The following is a 20,375-nucleotide window of genomic DNA, read 5'->3' on the forward strand; positions in this document are numbered from 1 at the left end:
CGCCGGTCACGGCACCAGCGCGCGGGTGGTGGATGGAATGAGGTAGAACGCCTCCTGCCGCGGACGGAAGAAGCGGAACCCCTCCGGGGTGAGGTAGGCGTCGTCCTCCATCATCACGAACACCTTCTTCCCGCCCCACTCGGGCACCGCCGTGGCGGTGTTGAGCTCGATGGAGATGTAGGAGCCGAGGCGCAGGCGGCTGTTCAGGGCGGTGGTGTCGCTGCGGTTCGCGGCGCGGAAATCGATCCCCGCCCCGAGCCCATGCCCCTGCGTGCCGATGGGATGCGAGTAGACCATCGCCTCGATGCCCCGTTCCTTCATCTCGGCCATCGTGCCACGGAACACGGCGCCGCCCGTGAGTCCCGGGCGCGCCTGGCGCAGCATCAGGGCGTCCTGCAGGGTGTTGGTGTTCGCCAGCGCGCGCTGCAGGCCGGCCGGCGCGTCGGACTCGCCGGGCTTCAGCACGTAGGCCATCTTCTGCCAGTCGGTGTCGAAGCCCATGTAGCTGATGCCGAAGTCGATGTGCACCAGGTCACCCGGTTCGATGACGGTGCCTTCGGGGGCCACGGCCAGGAATCCGCGCGACGTCGCGATGTCACCGCCCGCGCGCTGCACGCGCAGGTCGGGCTGGAACCAGGTGCGCACCCCCGCCGTCCAGAGGGCGTCGTAGAGGTGCCGGCGCACGTCGCCGACGGTCGTCACGCCCGGCACGATCACCGCCGGGGACAAAGCGTGGCGCACGATCGCCTCGGTCACGGCCACCGCCGTCCGGTAGTGCTCCATCTCGTCGGGCAGCCGCGTGTCCAGGTACTCCTCGATCAGGTCCGAGGCGCTGGTGAACCGGGCCGCGCCCTCCGGCCCGACGGCGTCGGCGATGAACTGGTACGCATCCCAGCCCAGCGATCGCGTCTGGCCGCGGCGGCCCATGATGCCGAGCCCGATCGTCTTCGGCTTCCACGTCTCGTGCAGCGCCCGCAGGGTGGGTCCGGCGGGTCGCGGCTCCGCGGTCGGCGCGTCGAAGAAGCGCGCCAGGTTCTCCTCGGTGTAGCCGGTGATGGCGTACTTCTTCAGCCCCTGGTCGCCGCCATCGATGAACACGAAGATGTCGCGGTTGCCCGTGTAGGGACGCGGCGGTGCGACGTACTGCGCGAGAGGGTCGTCGTGGAACTCCTCGTTCACGACGATCCACATGCCGATGCCGTGCCGGCGCATCATCGGCAGGAGCAGCGCATGCCGCTGCACCAGCCACCGCTCACGCACCGCGATCTGCTGCGACCATGGCAGGAGCGTGGGCATCGCAGCGGCGACGGCCGGGCGCATCGCGACGGGCGCCGGTGCCGGCGCGCTGCCCCCCCCACTCGTCGCGTGGCAGCCGGCGGCGGTCACCAGCAGCGGCGTGAGCAGGGTCAGCAGCGGCGCCAGGCGGCGGGGAGACGGGCAGGTCATGGCGGGGCGTCCGGTTGGGGTGACGGTCGCCCCAAGCTATCCGCAGCACGGGCAGCCGGCGCGCACGTGCCCCGGAACGGCTCCGGCCGGCCGGCCACTCCGACAGCCCCTCCGCCGCCGTGGCACGTGGGCCCTGCCACGCCGGCCGGCACGGGCTGGAATGCGGGTTGCCCTCCTGCATCTCGTGCGGCCCGCACAGCGCCGCGCCACACCACGAGGTGTGACCCACACACTCACATCTGCTTTCGGGAGGCCTCCCCATGTTCGCTGGAAACCTGAACACCGTGCTGGATCGCCTGATGACTGCGAGCCAGGTGCTGGATGACGTCGCCGCGCGCGCGCCGATCACGCCGGCCGATGGCCGCACGCGCACGCAGCTCTGGATGCCGCCGGTGGACATCTACGAGACCGACGGCGCCTTCATCCTCGAGACCGACCTGCCCGGCGTGCTGCAGGAGCAGGTGGACATCCAGTTCGACCGCAACACCCTCACCATCAGCGGCACCCGCGCGGCCACGCTGCCCAGCCGCGAGAAGAACTCGGAGCTGCGCGTCTTCAGCGCCGAACGCCTGAGCGGCAACTTCGCCCGGTCGGTGCGCCTCCCCGAGCACGTCGACGTGGAGCGGATCGAAGCCACCTTCGATCAGGGCGTGCTGAAGGTGACGATCCCGAAGTCCACGGCGGCCATGCCGCGCAAGATCGCGGTCACGGCCCCGGTGGCGCAGCGCGAGGTGCACGGCTGATCGCGCACGCCCGCACGGCCCGGGCTCCACGCGGAGTCCGGGCCGTGTCGTGTGTGCTCCGCCCCGCCGCCTACCAGTCGGTCGGCGCGTAGTCCTTGAGGAACTGGCCCCACACGTGCCGGCCGGTGTTCACGCCGTCGATGATCGGGTCGACGATGCGCGCCGCGCCATCCACGATGTCCAGCGGGGGATGGAAGCGGTGCTCGGCGGTCTTCCGGGCCGCGATCTCCGCCGGATCCTCGTCGGTCACCCAGCCGGTGTCCACGCTGTTCATGTGGATGCCGTCCTTCTCGTAGTCGGCGGCCGAGGTGCGCGTCATCATGTTGAGCGCCGCCTTGGCCATGTTGGTGTGCGGATGGCGCGTGGTCTTGAAGCGCCGGTAGAACTGCCCCTCCACCGCCGAGACGTTCACCACGTGCTTCTCGCGGCCGGGGGTGCGCAGCATCAGCGGCTTGAGGCGCGCGTTGAGCAGGAACGGCGCGACGGCGTTCACGAGCTGCACCTCGAGCAGCTCCACCGACGGCACCTCGTCCATCTGCAGGCGCCAGGAGTTCCGGTCGCGCAGGTCCACCTGCTGCAGGTCCTGGTCCAGCCGGCCGACCGGGAAGAGCGCCTGCTGCGCCGCATGTTCCTCGTCCAGCAGCTTCACCTGCGACAGCTGCGCGGCGTGCGTGAGGCCCACCGCGTCGCGCAGCCCCGGCTCGATGGCCGGCACGCCCGACGGGCCCTCGGGCAGCATGTGGTATCCGCGCACACCTTCGTACGCACCGAGCAGGCGGCGCACCGGCTCTGGCATCGCCTGCAGCGCCGCCGTCTCGACATCCATCATGTGCTGGTAGAAGTCGGGGGGCCGGCGCACGGTCTGGCAGGCGTTGTTCACGATGAAGTCGAGCCGGTCGCGCGTGGCGCAGAGGTGCGCGCAGAACGCCTCCACACTCGGCGTGTGACGGAGGTCCAGCCCGAAGATCTCGAGCCGGTGGCCCCACTCCCCGAAGTCCGGCTCGGCGGCGTAGCGGGAGGCCGAGTCCCGCGGGAACCGGGTGGTGACGATGAGGTGCGCGCCGGCGCGCAGCAGCTTGATGCCGGCCTGGTAGCCGATCTTGACGCGGCCGCCGGTGAGCAGCGCCACCCGGCCGCGCAGGTCGGCCGTCTCGGTGCGCTTGGCGAAGTTGAACGCGGCGCAGGCGGGGCAGAGCTGGTCGTAGAAGTGATGGAGCTCGGTGTAGTCGCGCTTGCAGACGTAGCAGTTGAGCGTCTCGTGCGCGTGGAGCAGGTCGGGCTCCTCCTCCACCGTCTCCTGCACGAAGCCGGCGGGGGCGAAGAGGCGCGGGGTGACGAACACCTCGTCGCGCCGCCCCTTTCGGATCCCGGTGTCCTGGAGCACCGACTCCGACCGCTGGGTGCGCTCGGCCTTCCGCTGGGAGCGCGTTGCCTTCACCAGCCGGCGCCGGGCGAGGGCGTCGGGCCGGGAGACCTCGCCGGCGGCATGCAACAGCCGGGTCCGGTCCGCGGATGGCAGCTGCGCCAGCACCGACCGGTCGGCGGCGATCGCCTCGAGAAGGTCGGCCACCTCGCGGGCGCGGGCAGCGAAGTCGGGAGGAACGGCGGCGCCGGTCGGGGTCGGGACATCAGGCATCCCCGCAAGCTAACCGTCCCGGTTCAGCGCCCTCAGCCGGTCGGCCTTTCCGGATCACCGGCAACGCCGTAGCATCGACTCGGGCCTCCCCGCGCCGGGGAGATCCGGGCGGACCACACCCATGGCCCGCCCCGAGAGGTGCCTCCACTCCCCGCCGAGCCCGCTGATGACCACCCGTCGTGGCTTCCTCACCGCCGCCGCAGCCCTCGCGGCCGCTCCCGCGTTCAGTTCCCGTGCCTTTGCGCAGCTGACCCGCGCCCGGGACCTGGCCGGCTCCCGCACCGCCGTGGACCTGGCCGACGACGAGGCGTTCTGGTTCGAGATCCAGCGCGCCTTCGAGGTGGACCGCACCTGGGTGAACCTCAACAACGGTGGGGTGAGCCCCGCGCCGTCGATGGTCATCGAGCAGATGATCCGCGACATCCGCTACAGCAACGAGATCCCCGTGGACCACATGTGGCGGCACCTCCAGCCCCGCATGGAGAGCGTGCGCCGCGAGCTCGCCACCGAGTTCGGCTGCGACCCCGAGGAGATGGCCATCACGCGCAACGCCTCCGAGGCGCTCGAGACGATGATCTTCGGCCTCGACCTGAAGCGCGGCGACGAGGTGATCATCAGCACGCAGAACTACGGCCGCATGATCAACGCCTGGGAGCAGCGGGTGCGGCGCGAGGGGATCGTGCTCAAGCGGGTGCAGTTCGCCGTGCCGGTGGCGCGTGACGAGGACGTGGTGGCCGCCTTCGCCGCCGCCATCACCCCGCGCACGAAGGTGATCGAGGTCACGCACATCACGAACCTGACCGGCCAGATCCTGCCGGTGCGGAAGATCGTGGACATGGCGCGGCCGAAGGGGATCGAAGTGTTCGTGGACGGGGCGCACGCCTTCGCCCACTTCCCGTTCACGCGCGAGGAGCTGGGGGTGGACTACTACGGCACCAGCCTCCACAAGTGGCTGTACGCGCCCATCGGCACCGGCTTCCTGCACGTGCGCAAGGATCGCCAGCGTGCGCTCTGGCCGCTGATGGCCGGCAACCCGGGCCAGGACAACGACATCCGCAAGTACGAGGAGATCGGCACCCACCCGCAGGCGAACTTCAACGCGATCGCGGCGGCGATCGTCTTCCACCGCGGCATCGGCGCCGATCGCAAGATTGCCCGCATGCGCTGGCTGCGTGACCGCTGGGCGAAGCGGCTGCTGGCGGAGGGGAACGGGCGGGTGAAGGTGCTCACCCCGCTCGACTCCCCGAACGGCGGCGGCATCGGCTTCTTCAACGTGGACGGGCTGGACCCGGTGAAGCTGGGCGGGTGGCTCTACAGCCGGCACAACATCGTCACCACGCCGATCGTGCACGAGAAGGAGTTCATGGGCATCCGCGTCACGCCGAACGTCTACACCACGCCGAGCGAGGTGGATGTCTTCGCCGAGAAGGTGCTGGTGGCGATGAAGCAGGGCATCGCGTAGCAGGCCTCGCGCTGCGGCGTTCGCTCAGCGGCGCCGCAGCGCCCGCAGGGTGCTGGAGAAGTCGTCGGTCCACACCGGCGCATCCGCCGGGATGTCGAGGTGCTTCCACGCCGTGTCGCGTGCCAGCCCGCCCAGCGCGGTGGCGGGACTGCCGAGCACGATCCACTGCGACGCCGACTTGCCCCAGGCCAGGTCCAGTGCGCTCAGGCGCACGTCCTCGCGCCACAGGCTCGCCATCCGCGCATCGCGCGCCAGCGCCTCCGCCACCGGCCCGAGCTCGAAGAAGAGGTTCGACAGGTGCATGGCCACCACCCCGCCCGGCGCGAGCTTCCGGCGGTAGAGCGCCAGCGCCTCGCGCGTCATCAGGTGCACCGGGATCGCGTCCGCACTGTAGGCATCGAGGATGATCAGGTCGTACCCCGCGTCCGGCGCCTCGCGCAGCGACAGGCGCGCATCACCGAGCACCACGCGCGCCTCGGGCGCGCAGTCGTGCAGGAACGTGAACAGGCTCGTGTCACGCGCGATCCGGAGGATGGTTGCGTCCAGCTCGTAGAACGTCCACTCCTCGCCGGGGCGACGGAAGCAGGCCAGTGACCCCGCGCCCAGCCCCACCGAGGCCACGCGGTGCAGCCGGCCGGCGGCCTGCCGGTCGCGGATGAGCTGCCCGATGGGGCCGCGCTCCGTGTAGTACGACAGCGGCTCCCGGCGGCGCGACGGCACGCGACTCTGCAACCCGTGGGCGATGCTGCCGTTCACGAGCTGGTGGTACTTCGCGTCACCGGTGCTCATCACCCGGCTGATCCCGAAGAAGCTGCGCTCGGCGACCAGCAGGTGGCGGTCACGGTCGAAGATGACGCTGGCCGAGGTGAGGCCGAGCATCGCGATCGCCAGCCGCGCCGGCCGCTCCGTGAACAGGTAGCAGAGCAGTGTCGGGATGAGGAGCACCAGCAGCCGGGTGATCGCCGGCCGGCCGAGGTCCATCCACTTCACGAGCGGATCGAGCGCGATCACCAGCACCACCAGCAGCGCCGGCAGCGCCACGTCGTTCACCACCGCACGCGTCGGGTGCGCCAGGGCGGACCGCGTCCGCGCGAGGATGCCCTCCTCCGGTGCGTCGTCACCGCCCGCCAGCAGGAACGCCGCCAGTGCCAGCACCAGCGGGTACTCCGTCAGCGACGAGAACAGCAGCGGCGCCACCAGCGCGTTGAGCACGCCCCCAAGCGCACCGCCCACCGACAGCCAGAGGTAGAACTCCGTCAGCGACTCCACGGCCGGCAGTTCATCCGCCAGCGTGGCGTGGCAGGCCATCGCCACCACCGCGAACGCCACCAGGTGGAGCGCGATCAGCAGCCGGATCGGCTCGGTCATGTCGGCCAGCACGGTGGCCAGGAGCGGCAACACCAGCAGCGGCACCCAGCCCCGCACGGTGGCCGCCGGCAGCAGCGACTGCCGCGAGAACGCGAGGATGAAGGTGAGGAGGTAGAGCGCCAGCGGCACCACCCAGAGCAACGGCAGCGGGGCGATGTTGGTGGACATGTAGGTGGTGACGCTGAGCATCAGGCTCGATGGCACGAAGGCCAGCAACACCCAGCGGGAGCGCAGCACGCTCGTGATTCGCGTGGCGGAACCGCCGCCCTCCCCTGCCGACACGGCACCCGCCAGCACGTCGCCACGCACCACGGCGCGCCCGCGCAGCAGCGTCAGCGCGCACGCGCCCGCCAGCACGGCGAAGGTGGCATACCCCCACGACCAGAGCCCGCTCTGCTGGCGGAGCCCCAGCCGCGGCTCGAGCAGCAGCGGGTACGCCAGCAGCGCGAGCATGCTGCCGGCATTGCTGGCCGCATAGAGCTGGTACGGATGCGCGGCGGCCGGGTGGTCGGTCCGCGCGAACCACGCCTGCAGCAACGGGCTGGTGATGGACACGACGAAGAACGGCGCGCCGACCCCGGCGAACAGCATCGCGAGCAGCCAGGGCACCGGGCTGGCGCCGGACGGCGGCACCAGCGACACCCGCGCACCGATCGGCAGCGCCACCAGCGGCACGGCCAGCAGCGCGAGGTGCAGCAGCACCTGCTGCCGCGCCGACAGCCACCGGCGCACCCCGTAGGCGTAGAGGTAGCCGGCCAGCAGCAGCACCTGGTAGAACACCATCGCGGTGTTCCAGACGGCCGGCGCGCCGCCGAAGAGCGGCAGCACCATCTTCGCGAACATCGGCTGGACGAGGAACAGCAGCGCACCGGCGACGAACAGCGTGATCGCGTACAGGACGAGCACCTGGGCGCCTCCGCCGGCCTAGTGCCGCACCGGCGGGAACGCCGCGGCGTCCGCCGGGAGGGATCGCGACCACGACATCAGGGGAGGTTCTCCCCCAGCAGGCGCATCACGTTGCCGCCCATCACCGCGCGCACCTGCGGCAGTGTGAACTGCGCGTCCAGCAGCGCCTGCGTGATCTCGGCGAGGCGGTCGGTGCCGAAGGGCATCGCCGTGGCGCCGTCGAAGTCGGAGCCGAGTGCGACGTGGTCGATGCCGGCGATATCCACGGCGTGCACGATGGCCGTCGCGATCGAGCGCGCGCCGAGGGTGCACACCGCAGCGTCCCAGTACCCGATGCCGACCACGCCACCATTGGCGGCGATGGCGCGGAGCTGGGCATCGGTGAGGTTGCGGGGGCCGGGACAGGTGGCCGCGACGCCGGTGTGTGACACCACCACCGGGCGTGTCGCGATCGCCAGCACCTCGTCCACCACCTGCGGCGCGGCGTGTGCCAGGTCCACCGTGATGTGCAACGCCTCCATGCGCGCGATGACGGCGCGCCCGAGCGGCGTGAGCCCGCCGTGACTGACGCCGTGCGCGGAGGCCGCGACCTCGTTGTCGAAGAAGTGCACCAGGCCCATCATGCGGAAGCCGTGCGCGAACAGCGTGTCCACGCTCTCGAGCTGCCCATCCAGCGCATGCAGCCCCTCGATCGCGAGCAGGGTGGCGTGCACGTCCGGCTTCACGGCGCGCCGCAGGGTGAACGCGGCCAGCGAGGCCTGGTCGGTGAGCAGCACCAGCGCGCCGCTGGACCGGCCGATCGCGGCGTGCAGCCGGTCGGCCTGGTGGATGGCGCGCGCGCGCAGGCTGGTCACCGCCGCCAGCGGCCAGCGCTGCACGAGTCCGAGCAGCCGCACGTTGTCGGTCTCGGCGGTGTTGCGGTCGTAGTTCATGTTGCGCGGCGTCTTGGTGACCACCGAGAACACCTGCAGCGCCACGTTCCCCTCGCGCATGCGCGGCAGGTCCACGTGGCCGCGGTCGGTGCGCGCCAGCAGGTCGCGGCCCCAGAGCAGTTCGTCGGCATGCAGGTCGGCCACCGTCAGCGTGCCGTGCAGCCGGCGTGCGCTGTCGCTGATCACCACGTGCTCCGCCTCCACCACCCGGTTCATCTTCCGGTCCACCATGCCCGGGCCCACGATCCAGGTGCCGAGCAGCGCAGCGATCAGCACGATCAGGACACGTGTGGCAATCCGGCGCAGCATGGACGGAGCTCGGGGTCTGGGGAGCCGGAAAGGAACGGATGCGAAAGTCGCGGCGCAAGCGATGGTGCTTGCCGTCGCCGGGTCCGCCCCCGATGTTCGGCGATCATGAAGCCCGGCACCTCCGTCCTGCTGGTGGCCCTGGTGGTGGCACTGGGTGTCGCGGCGCTCACCCTGCGCCCGGTCACCCGCGCCGCCAACCGGATGGCCGCGCGCTCACGGCTGAAATACCGCGGGCGCCTGGACCGCTTCAAGCTGCGCAGCCGCGCGCATGTGCGCGGCCTGCTGCTGGCCGATCCCGTGATCGCGGCGGCGGTGGACGAGCACGTCGCCGCCACCGGCAAGGCGGCCGCCAGCGCGTGGCGGATGGTGGACGGCTACGTGCGCGAGATCGTGCCGTTCTTCAGCATCATCGCCTATTACGAAGTGGGATTCCGGCTCTCGCGCATACTGCTCGGCATGTTCTACAAGGTCACCGTCGAGTACGAGGACCGACCCGCCATCCGGCACCTGCGGAAGGATGCACTGGTGGTGTACCTGATGAACCACCGGTCCAACGCCGACTACGTGCTGGTGGGCTTCGCGCTCTCCGGCCAGGTGGCCATCTCGTACGCGGTGGGCGAATGGGCGCGTGCCTTCCCGCTGGAGCAGATCTTCAAGGCGTTCGGCGGCTACTTCGTGCGGCGCCGGCACCGTGAGCGGCTTTACCACACGGTGCTCGAGCGCTACGTCCAGCTCATCACGCGCGAGGGCGTCACGCAGGGGATCTTCCTCGAGGGCGGCCTCACGCGCGACGGCCGCCTGCGCCCACCCAAGATCGGCCTCCTCGACTACGTGCTCGGCATCGGGCACGATCCCGCCTACCACGACCGCATCCACGTGATCCCCGTCGCGATCAACTACGACCGCGTGCTCGAGGACCGGTCCCTGCTGCGCGAACTCGACGCCGGAAGCGGTGGCAGGCCCGCGAGCCGCTGGGCGCAGCTGCGCGAGGTCGGCAGCTACGTCGTCTGGAATGCCGGCCGCGTGCTCACCCGCCGCTGGAAGCGGTACGGACGGGCCGCCGTCACCATCGGCACCCCCGTGCCGCTCGCCCCCTGGTACGCCAACCAGCCGGACCTCTTCACCATCCCGCGCGCCGATCGCCTCGCCCGCGTGGCCGAGCTCACCGACCGCATCATGACGCGCATCGGTGCCCTGATCCCGGTGACGCCGGTGCCGCTGGCCTGCGCCGCGATCCAGAGCCTCGGCGGCGAACTGATCGCGCGGGATCGCCTGCTGGCCCGGATCGCGGACCTGCGCGACGAGCTGGTGGAACTCAACGCGCGGGTCGTGCGTGCCGACCGCGATGCCGCCGAGACCCTCGACCTCGCGATGCGCATGCTCGTGATGCGGCACGTGGTGCTGCCCCAGGGCGACAGCATCCTGGTGCTGCCGCGAGGCCGCGAACTGGTGAGCTACTACGCCAACAGCATCGCGCACCTGCTCGGCCCCTGGGAGGCGGCAGTGCGGCAACGCGACGCCCTCCCGATGGACCTGCTCACCGTCTGAGGCGCCGGGGATCGCCGCCGGGACCACCGGCGCGTTACTGTTGTGGCCAGCACGAGCCCGCCAGCACCCCGCCCCACGTCTCCTCCCAGCCTGACATCATGACCTACGCCGCCATCACCGGATGGGGGAAGTGCATGCCACCCGCGGTCCTCACCAACGGCGACCTGTCGACGTTCCTCGACACGTCGGACGAGTGGATCGCGTCCCGCACCGGCATGCGCGAGCGGCGGATCTCGCACGTCAGCGCGACCGAGATGAGCGTGGTGGCGGTGCAGCACGCGCTGGCCTGCGCCGGCATCACGGCCGCCGATGTCGACATGATCATCTACGGCAGCTGCAGCCACGACGAGTCCGTGCCCAACACCGCCTCCGCCGTGCAGCTCGGCATCGGCGCACCCCGGGCCGCGGCCGTGGACATCAACACCGCCTGCACCAGCTTCTGCTACGGCCTCGCGATGGCCACCGGCATGATCCGCAGCGGCATGATGAAGACCGTCGTGGTCATCGGCGTGGAACTCATCACCCGCTTCATGGACTGGGACAACCGTGGCGTGGCCGTGCTCTTCGGCGACGGGTGCGCCGCCGTGGTGCTGCAGGCCAGCGACCACGAGGAAGGGGTGATCGGCAGCGTGCTGGGCTGCGACGCCGAGGCGCGTGAGACGCTGCGGGTCCGCGGGCTCGGCTGCAGCTACTCCAACCAGGACGTGCAGCTCGGCGACACGATCTGGGACTTCGACGGCCAGGCGATCTTCAAGCGGGCCGTGAATGCGATGGCCGATGCGTCGGCACAGGTGCTGCGCGAGTGCGGGTTGACGCCCGATGACGTGGACCTCGTGGTGCCGCACCAGGCGAACCTGCGGATCATCGAGTCGGTGGCGAAGTACAGCGGCGTGCCGATGGAACGGGTGATGGTGAACGTGCAGAAGTACGGCAACATGAGCGCGGCCACGGTGCCGGTGGCGCTGGTGGAGGCGCTGGAGGAGGGGCGGATCCGGCCCGGAGCGAACCTGCTCATGCCCGCCTTCGGCGGCGGGCTGACCTACTGCTCGCTGCTGGTGCGCTGGGGCACACGGGTGACACCGATCGGTGTGTCGAACGCGGCCCTGCCCCCCTGCCCGCACACGGGGCTCGAGCTGGTGAACGCCATTCGCGCGCGCCACGACTCACACGGCAAGTCGCTGGCGGGACTTCTCGCACCGGTCTTCCTCGACACGGCGCCGACGGCCTGATTGCGCCACCGCCGCGTCAGCGCGGCAGCGACTCCACCACGATCCGGCCGCGAAAGGAGCGCACCGTCACCGGCGGCATCACCCGCCCGGGTGCGCCGATCCGGCGCTGCAGCGCGGCGGTTGACGCCGTGCGCACGGCCAGCGCAGCCAGGTCCAGCGCGGGCCGGCCGATCCGCCCGCCGATGCCGTCGGCGCCACCACGCAGGTCCAGCGCGGCCGCCTGGTCGGCCGGCAACTCGATGCGGACGGCACCACCGAAGGTCTCCACATCGAGGGCCCCGTCCGGTGCGAGTCGCCCGTCGATGGTGACGCGCCCCTCCACCGTCTCCACGCGCACACGCCCCAGCGGCTGTCCCGAAACAGACACCGGACCGCTGAACGACTCGAGTTGCGCCTCGCCGATGCGTCCCGCGATCTCGAGGCTCCCTCGCGTGGTGCGCGCGCGTACGTGCGCGATCCGGCCGGACACGTGCACGGCGCCGCTGATCGACTCCGCCGTCACCGCCTCGGCATCGCCCGAGACGTCCACCTCACCGGCCGCCGCCCCTACGTCGATCGTTCCCGACACGCCGCGCACCTCCACATCGGCCGCGCCGCTCCGCACCACCAGCCGCGCCGCGAACGGCACGCGCACCAGCAGGCGCGTCCGGCCGCCGCTGGCCCGGCCCTCCGCACCCAGCTTCAGCCCCGCGGCACTCCCGCCGCCGAAGAGTGTCTCCCCCGTCGCCAGTACGCCGCTGAGCGAAACCGAATCGCGATCCCATCCTTCCACCTCCAGCGTGCCGGTCGGGGCATGCACCTTGATCGCCGCCGAGGGCAGCGCGCGCCAGCCACGCTGCACGGGGGCGCCCTGCGCCGTCAGCGCTCCCGCGACGCCGGCACTCCACACCGCGAGCGACCAGACCCACCGCCGCAGGCGGGGCATCAGATGTCGTCGAGCAGTGACTGGGCCCGCTGCAGCAACGCGAGCTGCTGCGCGCGCAGCGCCGCCAGGGCCACCTTCGCGGCATCGTTCGCCGGATCGCGCACCAGCGAGGCACGCGCCACCGCAATCGCCTGCTCGGAGGTGGCGAGCGCGGAGTCCACTGCCGCCCGCGCTTCCACCGGCCACCGGGCGGCCCGCACCGGGTCCGCCGATGCTGCGCGCCAGTTGCGGGCCTCGTCCAGCGCCGCACGCACCCGCGGATCGCTGCGCTCGTCGGGAAGCAGCGCGGCCACCGGCATGGCAGCGTGTCCGGCGGTGCCTCGCACCCGCTGCGTGGTCACCAGCACCAGCAGCAGCGCGGCCACGCCGGTCACGGCGGTGACCAGCGCCCGACGGCGCCACGATGCTGCAGCCCCGCGTGCCGCCGCGGCCGGGCCCTCCGCGACCTGCATGGCCGCGTGCAGCGAGTCCCACGCCGACGCGGGCGGCGTGCGCTCCGCCGGCAGCGCGTCCAGCGCCGCGCGCAGCACCGGCGGCGGCGCGTCCGCACCGGAATCCCGGGTGGCGTCGGTCATCGTTCGAGCTCGCGACCCAGCAGGAAGCGCGCGCGTGACACCTGCGCGCGGATGGTCCCCGGCGCGGTGTCGGTCACCAGTGCGATCTCGTCGTACGAGTAGCCTTCGACGTCACGCAGCACGAAGGCGGTGCGCATGCGCGGCGGCAGGGCGGTGATGGCGCGCTCGATGTCGATGGCACCGGCGGGATCGCGCAGCGGCGCGGCAATGCCGGCCAGCTTCTCCATCTCGGCCTCCACCGTCTCGTGTGCCTCGCGACGGCGACGCGCCCGCAGCGCGCCGAGGTGGGCATTCACGGCGATGCGGTGCAGCCAGGTGCCAAGGGCACTCTCGGCGCGCCAGTGCGGCAGCCCGCGCCATGCCTGCAGGAAGGTCTCCTGCAGCAGGTCGGATGCCAGCGCCTCGTCACCCGCCAGGCGGATCAGCAGCGCGAAGATGCGCGGCGCGTGGCTACGGTACAGGGCGCCGAACGCCGCATCGTCTCCCTGCTGCGCCGCAGCGACGAGTGCGCGTTCTGCACCGTCGTCGCCCCGCTCGGGTGGCGGCACGTCGGGCGTTTCCGGGCTGAGCGTTGCCGGGCGGCGGGACACGATGCGGCGTTCTCCGGAGGGAAGCAGGGAAGGTGAAGGTACGCCCGGATGACCCGGCTGGCGGAGGCCCGCGCCGCCGGGCCTGGGCCGGCCAGCGCCTACCCTGCTTGGATGCCGACCGGCGACGCGGTGCGTAGCCTACGCATCGCGCGGGCCGGCGGCATCGAATCGAGCGTCCCCAACCCCGCCACGATGCCCACGCGCCTCACGTGCCTGCTTCCCGCCATCGCCGCACTGGTGGCGGCCGAACCCCTCACCGGACAGCCGGCGCCGCAGACACCGCGACTGATCCCGATCGAGACCCTGTTCAGCGCACCCGAGGCTGCCGACGCGGCCCTCTCGCCGGACGGGAGCGCCGTGGCATATCTCGCGCCGTGGCGCGGCCGCCTCAACATCCACCTGCGGTTCCTCGACGGACCGGCGCGGGTGCGGCGGATCACCGCCGACACCGTGCGCTCCATCGCGGCCTACTGGTGGTCCGCCGACGGCACACGCCTGCTCTACCTCCAGGATGGCGGCGGCGACGAGCGCTATCACCTCTTCGTCGCGAACCCGCGCACGACAGCCGCCGCACGCGACCTCACCCCGTTTCCCGGGGTCGAGGTCGAGGTGGTGGCACTGCCGGCGGCGCGACCCGGCACCGCCGTCATCACGCTGAATCGCCGCACGCCCACGCTGGCCGACGCGTACCGGGTCGACCTGACCACCGGGGCCTTGCTCGCCGTGGCGGAGAACCCCGGCACGTTCCTCGGCTATGCCGCCGATGACTCGGGCCGCGTGCTCGTCGCATACTCGGTGGATTCGGGCGGGCGGTACGCATTGCATGCGCGGGCCAGCGAGCGCGATGCGTGGCGCACCGTGCGCTCGTACCCGGTGGAGGACCGGATCGTGCCGCTGCGCGTGGCGCCCGATGGGCGCTCGGTGGTGATGCTGAGCACCGCGGGCAGTGACCTCGCGCGGGTCGTCCGCGCCGACCTGCAGGCGGGCGCGGAGGCGATGCTCGACGAAGACCCGCTGCGCACCGCGGACGCCGAACCGCCGCTGCTGACGCATGCGGGTGACGCGGTGCTGGTGGCTGCGTACGACAGTGACACCCTGCGCCTCTATGGTCGCACCGAGGCAGCGCGCACGATGCTGCAACTGGCCACCGCGCAGATCCGGGGTGGTGGTCTGTCGGTGGCGGGGGCCAGCGCGGACCAGCGCCGCTGGTTGCTGGTGCAGTCGGCGCCCGACGTGCCCACGCGCACCTGGCTGCTGGACGGACGCACGCGGCGGGTGACGCTGCTGCACCGGTACCGGCCATCACTCGACCGGTTCGCACTCGCCCGCATGCGCCCGGTGGCCTTCCCCGCGCGCGATGGCCTGCCACTGCGCGGCTACGTCACCGAACCCGCCGGACGCGGCGCGCGACGTGTGCCGCTGGTGCTGCTCGTCCACGGCGGACCGTGGGCCCGCGACCGGCACGACTTCCAGGGCGAGGTGCAGCTGCTCGCCAACCGCGGGTACGCCGTGCTGCAGGTCAACTACCGGGGGTCGACGGGATTCGGCAAGCGATTCGCCCGTGCCGCACGACGCGAGTTCGCGGGACGGATGCACGAGGACCTGCTGGATGGCGTGCGCTGGGCGGTGGACGCCGGCATCGCCGACAGCACGCGAGTCGCGATCATGGGCGGCTCGTACGGCGGCTATGCGGCACTGGTGGGGCTGACGTTCACCCCGCGCACATTCCGCTGCGCGGTGGACTATGCCGGCATGAGCAACCTGGTGACGCTGCTCGAGTCGTTCCCGCCGTCGTGGCAGCCGTTCCTGCCGCGGAACTGGTATCCCTTCGTCGGCGACCCCCGCGACTCCGCCAGCCGCGCCGACCTCATCGCCCGCTCACCGCTCTTCCGGGTCGACGCCGCCGTCGCCCCCCTCCTGATCTTCCAGGGGGCGAATGACCCGCGTGTCACGCCGGAACAGTCGGGCCGCATCGCGGGTGCGCTGCATCGCCGGCGGATCCCCGTGACGTATCTGCTCGCGGCGGCGGAGGGACACGACTTCAGCGAGGCGGAGACGGCGCTGGCGGTGAACCGTGCGGCCGAGCTCTTCCTCGCGCGCTGCCTCGGGGGCCGGGCGCAACCGCGGACCATCCCGTCCATCGCCCGCGCGTTGCGGCGCATGCGCGTCGACCTCGACAGCCTGGTCCGGCACCCCTGAGCGGGGGGTGCGGTGGCCTGCGGGGCGGCGTTGCGACCCCGGGGCCCGGGCGCGAGATTCCCGGGTCTGCCATCCCAGGAGCCAGCAATGCCGGTCACGTTCACCGTCAATGGTGCATCGCGCACCGTCGATGTCCCCGCCGACATGCCGCTCCTCTGGGTGCTGCGTGACGTGCTCGATCTCAAGGGCACCAAGTACGGCTGCGGCATCGCGCAATGTGGGGCCTGCACCGTCCACGTGAACGGGGCACCGGCGCGCGCCTGCCAGCTCCCCGTGGCCACGCTGCAGGGGGCGAAGGTCACGACCATCGAGGGGCTCTCCGCCGACGGGACGCACCCGCTGCAGAAGGCGTGGGAGGAACTGGACGTGCCGCAGTGCGGCTACTGCCAGGCGGGGCAGATCATGACGGCCGCTGCGCTGCTCGCCCGGACGCCGCGCCCCACCGATGCGCAGATCGACGCCGCGATGGGAGGCAACCTCTGTCGCTGCGCCACGTACACGCGCATCCGCGAGGGCATTCATCGCGCCGCGGGCACCGCCACCGGTGCCGCCACCGGCACGGGAGGCCGCTCATGACCATCGACACGACGCTCGGCCGCCGCAGCTTCCTGAAGGTCTCGGCCCTTGCCGGCGGCGGGCTGCTGCTTGGCGCGTGGCTGGACTTCGGCCGCGATGGCGTGGCGGAAGCGGCGAACGCGCCGCTCGCCCCGGACGAGTTCACCCCCAACGCCTTCATCCGCATCGCCTCCTCGGGCGCCATCGTCGTGATGGCGAAGAACCCCGAGGTCGGCCAGGGCATCAAGACGATGCTCCCGATGCTGATCGCGGAGGAACTCGACGTGGACTTCAGCGCGATCACGATCGAGCAGGCGATGAGCGACGAGTCGAAGTACGGGCGGCAGGTGGCGGGGGGCAGCACGGCGACGCCGGTGAACTGGGAGCCGCTGCGCCGCGCCGGCGCCGCCGGTCGCCAGATGCTGGTCGCGGCCGCCGCCCAGGCGTGGGGCGTGCCCGCGGCCGAGTGCACGACGGCGTCCGGCGTGGTGCACCACCGCGCGTCGAACCGCCAGGCCACGTACGGCGCGCTGGCGAACGCCGCCGCGCTGCTGCCGGCGCCCGACCTCGCGAGCGTGACGCTGAAGAACCCGCGCGACTTCCGCATCATCGGCAAGGCCATCGGCGGCGTGGACAACCACAAGGTCGTCACCGGGCAGCCCCTCTTCGGCATCGACGTCTCGGTGCCCGGCATGCTGCACGCGATGTACGTGAAGTGTCCCGTCTACGGTGGGAGCGCGGTGAGCGCCAACCTCGACGAGGTCAAGGCGATGCCGGGCATCCGCAACGTCTTCATCGTGCAGCCCGGCGGCACCGTGCTGAGCGGGCTGCTCGGGGGGGTCGCCATCGTCGCCGATTCGTGGTGGCTGGCGAAGACGGCCCGCGAGAAGCTGGTCGTGACCTGGAACGAGGGCGCGACGGCGCAGCAGGGCACCGCGTCGTTCAAGGCGAAGGCCACCGAGCTGTTCGCGCAGGCACCGCAGCGGTCGCTCAAGGCGGTCGGCGACGTGAACGCCGCGTTCGCGGCGGCTGCGAAGACGGTCGAGGCGACGTACGAGTACCCGTTCATCGCGCACGCCACCCTCGAGCCGCAGAACTGCACCGCGCACGTGCGTGCCGACGGCATCGAGATCTGGGCACCGACGCAGAACCCGCAGGCCGGCCGTGCGCTGGTGGCGAAGACGCTCGGTGTGGCCGAGAAGGACATCGCCATCCACATGATGCGCAGCGGCGGCGGGTTCGGGCGACGCCTGAACAACGACTACATGGTCGAGGCCGCGATGATCTCGAAGCTGGCCGGCGCGCCGGTCAAGCTGCTCTGGTCACGCGAGGACGACATCCGGCACGACTTCTACCGGCCCGGCGGCTTCCACAAACTGAAGGGCGCGGTGGACGCATCGGGCCGGCTCACGGCCTGGCAGAACCACTTCGTGAGCTTCTCGTCCGCCGGCGGTGGCACCGACTTCGTGCCGAGCGCGGGGATGGACGGCGGTGAGTTCCCTGCCCTCGCGGCGCCGAACCTGAGCATCGGTGTCTCCACCATGCCGCTCGGCGTGCCGACGGGTTACCTCCGCGCGCCCGGCAGCAACGCGCTCGCCTTCGTGATGGAGTCGTTCATCGACGAGCTCGCGCACGCCGCGGCGGTGGACCCGATCACCTTCCGGCTGAACCTCCTCGACGCCCTGCCGGCGGAGCCGCCACGCGGCGGCATGGTGGCGTCACGCATGCGCGGCGTGCTGGAGCTGGTGAAGGAGAAGTCGGGCTGGGGCACGCGGCGCCTGCGCAAGGGCTCCGGCATGGGCGTGGCGACGTACTTCTCGCACCGCGGCTATTTCGCCGAGGTGGTGGAGGTGTCGGTCAGCCGCACCGGCGTGTTGACGGTCACCAAGGTCTGGGCGGCCGGCGATGTCGGCAGCCAGATCATCAATCCCTCGGGCGCCATCAACCAGGTGGAAGGCTCCGTGATCGACGGCATCGGCGAGGCGCTCTCGCAGGAGATGACGTTCGCCGGCGGCCGCGCGCAGCAGGGCAACTTCAACGACTTCACGCTCATCCGAATGCCGCAGGTGCCCCGGATCGAGGTGCACTTCCGCCTCACCGAGAACCCGCCCACCGGCATGGGCGAGCCGGCGCTGCCGCCGGTGGTGCCCGCGCTCTGCAACGCCATCTTCGCGGCCACCGGCAAGCGCGTCCGCACCCTGCCGCTGTCAAGACAGAACCTGCGCTGGGCGTAGGCGCCGTCATGAAGCAATGGCTGGAGACGCGCCAGGTGTTCGCCCACCTGGCGCGCGTGCACGCCGACGGCGCGCGCGCCGCCTTGGCGACGGTGGTTCGCGTGCACGGCTCGGCCTACCGCCACGAGGGGGCGAGGCTGCTCGTGACCGCGGCCGGTGACAGCACCGGCAACGTCAGTGGTGGCTGCCTCGAGGCCGACGTGCGCGAGGTGGGCCAGCGGGTGATCAGCACCGGCATGCCCGAGCTTCGCAGCTACTGCGGTGGCAGCGACGAGGTGGCGGCCTGGGACCTCGGTGTGGGCTGTGACGGCGAGGTGGAGATCCTCATCGAACCCGTCGCGTCGCCGCGGCTCCACGAGCGCCACGCACTCGCGGCCGAGGAGCCGTACGTGGCGGTGACCCTGCTGCGGGCGGCGCGGGAGTACGGTGAGTCACCGAGACTGGTCCTGAGCCGGGCGGGCCGCTTCGGCACGCTCGGCGATGCCGCACTCGACCAGCAGGTGGCGGCACACGCCGACGGCTGGCGCGATGCGGGTGAATCGCGCACGGTGGCGCTCGGCGACGCACGCCTGTTCGTCGACGTGCTCATCCCCCCGCCGCGCCTGGTGGTGGTCAGTGCCGGCGACGACGCGCGCATCCTTGCCCGGATGGCGGCCGAGGTGGGGTTCCGGGTGGTGGTGGTGGACCGGCGCCCCGGCCTGCTGACCCGCGAACGGTTCCCCGACACCATCCGGCTGCTCGAGAGTGACGCCGCCACGCTCACCGAGCGCCTGGTGCTGGACGCGGCGTCGTCTGCCGTGGTGATGACGCACGACTACGCCGACGACACCGCCTACCTCGGCGCGCTGCTCGGCACCCCCGCGCGGTACCTGGGGATGCTCGGTCCGCGCCAGCGCACCGACCGGATCCTCGCCCGGCTGTCGGCGGCGGCGCCCGTGGACCTCTCGCGCATCTACGGACCTGTGGGTCTCGATATCGGGACCGATGGCGCGGAGCAGGTCGCGCTGGCGGTGCTGGCCGAGCTGCTGGCGGTGCGCTCCGGGCGGCAGCCGCAGTCGCTGCGGGACCGCCGCGCACCGATCCACGCCACCGGTGAGTAGCGGGCACACGGCGGCCATCGTGCTGGCCGCCGGCGCCTCGCGCCGCATGGGCGCGACGAAGCAGCTGCTGGACGTGGCGGGCGAGCCCATGGTGCGCCGCGCGGTGCGCACGGCCACGTCGGCCGGCCTCTCACCCGTGGTCGTCGTGGTCGGGCACGACGAGGCCCGCGTGCGGGTGGCCCTGGATGGCATGCCGTGCCACGTCGTGGTGAACGCGGAATTCACCGGCCCCACCAGCACGTCACTGCACGCCGGCATCGCTGCGCTGGAGCCTGGCGTGGAGGCGTTCGTGGTGCTGCTGGCCGACATGGTGCGGGTCACGCCCGCGATGGTGCGGGCCCTGGTGCCGGCACCGGACGCGGGCAGCGCGCCACTCGCGGTGTCCCGGTATGGCGACGTCCTGGCGCCGCCCCTGCTCTTCCGCCGCAGCCTCTGGCCTGAATTGCTGGCCTGGCACGGCGAGGGGTGCGGCAAGTCCGTGGTGCGGGCACACCGGCACGAGGCGGTGATGCACGACTGGCCGGAAGCGGCGCTGCGCGACGTGGACACGCCCGACGACTACGCCGCACTGCTGGCGGATGCCGGTGACGGCGTGGCGTGACTCCGTGCGCCGCCTCC

General features: G+C 71.8%; 16 protein-coding genes. 9 read left to right on the forward strand and 7 right to left on the reverse strand.

Annotated elements, in window-relative coordinates:
- Positions 1-6 precede the first annotated feature (6 nt).
- Positions 7-1,446: an aminopeptidase P family protein gene (locus IT355_01885; protein ID MCC7051986.1), complete on the reverse strand. Its 1,440-nt coding sequence runs from the start codon at positions 1,444-1,446 to the stop codon at positions 7-9.
- Positions 1,447-1,706: 260 nt separating this feature from the next.
- Here IT355_01885 and IT355_01890 point away from each other — a divergent pair, with 260 nt between their 5' ends.
- The gene (locus IT355_01890; GenBank protein ID MCC7051987.1) at positions 1,707-2,189 is read left to right on the forward strand and encodes an Hsp20/alpha crystallin family protein; all 483 of its coding nucleotides are present in this window, start codon (positions 1,707-1,709) and stop codon (positions 2,187-2,189) included.
- A gap of 70 nt (positions 2,190-2,259) precedes the next feature.
- On the opposite strand, the gene IT355_01895 is transcribed toward IT355_01890, so the two are convergent.
- A complete protein-coding gene (locus tag IT355_01895; protein MCC7051988.1) occupies positions 2,260-3,825 on the reverse strand; it encodes an SDR family oxidoreductase in 1,566 nt (521 codons plus the stop codon).
- A gap of 166 nt (positions 3,826-3,991) precedes the next feature.
- On the opposite strand from IT355_01895, the gene IT355_01900 reads away from it, so the two are divergent.
- A complete protein-coding gene (locus IT355_01900) occupies positions 3,992-5,287 on the forward strand; it encodes an aminotransferase class V-fold PLP-dependent enzyme (GenBank protein ID MCC7051989.1) in 1,296 nt (431 codons plus the stop codon).
- Between the two features lie 24 nt (positions 5,288-5,311).
- Here the strand turns inward: IT355_01900 and IT355_01905 are convergent, their stop codons facing one another.
- Entirely contained in the window at positions 5,312-7,561 is a 2,250-nt protein-coding gene (locus tag IT355_01905; protein MCC7051990.1) for a fused MFS/spermidine synthase, read from the reverse strand.
- Between the two features lie 77 nt (positions 7,562-7,638).
- Positions 7,639-8,802 (reverse strand): membrane dipeptidase, encoded by a 1,164-nt coding sequence (locus tag IT355_01910; protein MCC7051991.1) that lies wholly within the window; start codon positions 8,800-8,802, stop codon positions 7,639-7,641.
- Between the two features lie 105 nt (positions 8,803-8,907).
- On the opposite strand from IT355_01910, the gene IT355_01915 reads away from it, so the two are divergent.
- A complete protein-coding gene (locus tag IT355_01915) occupies positions 8,908-10,350 on the forward strand; it encodes a 1-acyl-sn-glycerol-3-phosphate acyltransferase (protein ID MCC7051992.1) in 1,443 nt (480 codons plus the stop codon).
- Positions 10,351-10,448: 98 nt separating this feature from the next.
- A complete protein-coding gene (locus IT355_01920) occupies positions 10,449-11,579 on the forward strand; it encodes a ketoacyl-ACP synthase III (GenBank protein ID MCC7051993.1) in 1,131 nt (376 codons plus the stop codon).
- A 16-nt stretch (positions 11,580-11,595) separates the two neighbouring features.
- On the opposite strand, the gene IT355_01925 is transcribed toward IT355_01920, so the two are convergent.
- The 3 genes from IT355_01925 to IT355_01935 are packed head-to-tail and all read right to left on the reverse strand — an operon-like array spanning position 11,596 to position 13,669.
- Positions 11,596-12,504: a DUF4097 family beta strand repeat protein gene (locus tag IT355_01925; protein MCC7051994.1), complete on the reverse strand. Its 909-nt coding sequence runs from the start codon at positions 12,502-12,504 to the stop codon at positions 11,596-11,598.
- Positions 12,504-13,079, reverse strand: a complete 576-nt coding sequence (locus IT355_01930) for a hypothetical protein (protein ID MCC7051995.1) — start codon at positions 13,077-13,079, stop codon at positions 12,504-12,506. Before IT355_01930 ends, IT355_01925 begins: the two co-directional genes overlap by 1 nt.
- The gene (locus IT355_01935; GenBank protein MCC7051996.1) at positions 13,076-13,669 is read right to left on the reverse strand and encodes a sigma-70 family RNA polymerase sigma factor; all 594 of its coding nucleotides are present in this window, start codon (positions 13,667-13,669) and stop codon (positions 13,076-13,078) included. The genes IT355_01930 and IT355_01935 overlap by 4 nt, the downstream gene beginning before the upstream one ends.
- A gap of 111 nt (positions 13,670-13,780) precedes the next feature.
- Between IT355_01935 and IT355_01940 the strand changes: the two genes are divergently transcribed.
- The 5 genes from IT355_01940 to IT355_01960 all read left to right on the forward strand — a co-directional run bounded on the left by IT355_01940 (position 13,781) and on the right by IT355_01960 (position 20,358).
- A complete protein-coding gene (locus IT355_01940; protein MCC7051997.1) occupies positions 13,781-15,868 on the forward strand; it encodes a S9 family peptidase in 2,088 nt (695 codons plus the stop codon).
- Positions 15,869-15,955: 87 nt separating this feature from the next.
- Positions 15,956-16,444, forward strand: coding sequence for a (2Fe-2S)-binding protein (locus IT355_01945; protein MCC7051998.1), 489 nt, complete (start codon positions 15,956-15,958; stop codon positions 16,442-16,444).
- A complete protein-coding gene (locus IT355_01950) occupies positions 16,441-18,657 on the forward strand; it encodes a xanthine dehydrogenase family protein molybdopterin-binding subunit (protein ID MCC7051999.1) in 2,217 nt (738 codons plus the stop codon). Before IT355_01945 ends, IT355_01950 begins: the two co-directional genes overlap by 4 nt.
- 8 nt (positions 18,658-18,665) lie before the next feature.
- A complete protein-coding gene (locus IT355_01955) occupies positions 18,666-19,757 on the forward strand; it encodes an XdhC family protein (GenBank protein ID MCC7052000.1) in 1,092 nt (363 codons plus the stop codon).
- Complete coding sequence (locus IT355_01960) at positions 19,750-20,358, forward strand: nucleotidyltransferase family protein (GenBank protein MCC7052001.1); 609 nt, start codon at positions 19,750-19,752, stop codon at positions 20,356-20,358. The genes IT355_01955 and IT355_01960 overlap by 8 nt, the downstream gene beginning before the upstream one ends.
- Positions 20,359-20,375: the final 17 nt, after the last annotated feature.

The organism is Gemmatimonadaceae bacterium (assembly GCA_020851035.1).
In the GTDB taxonomy this organism is placed as follows: Bacteria; Gemmatimonadota; Gemmatimonadetes; order Gemmatimonadales; family Gemmatimonadaceae; genus JACMLX01.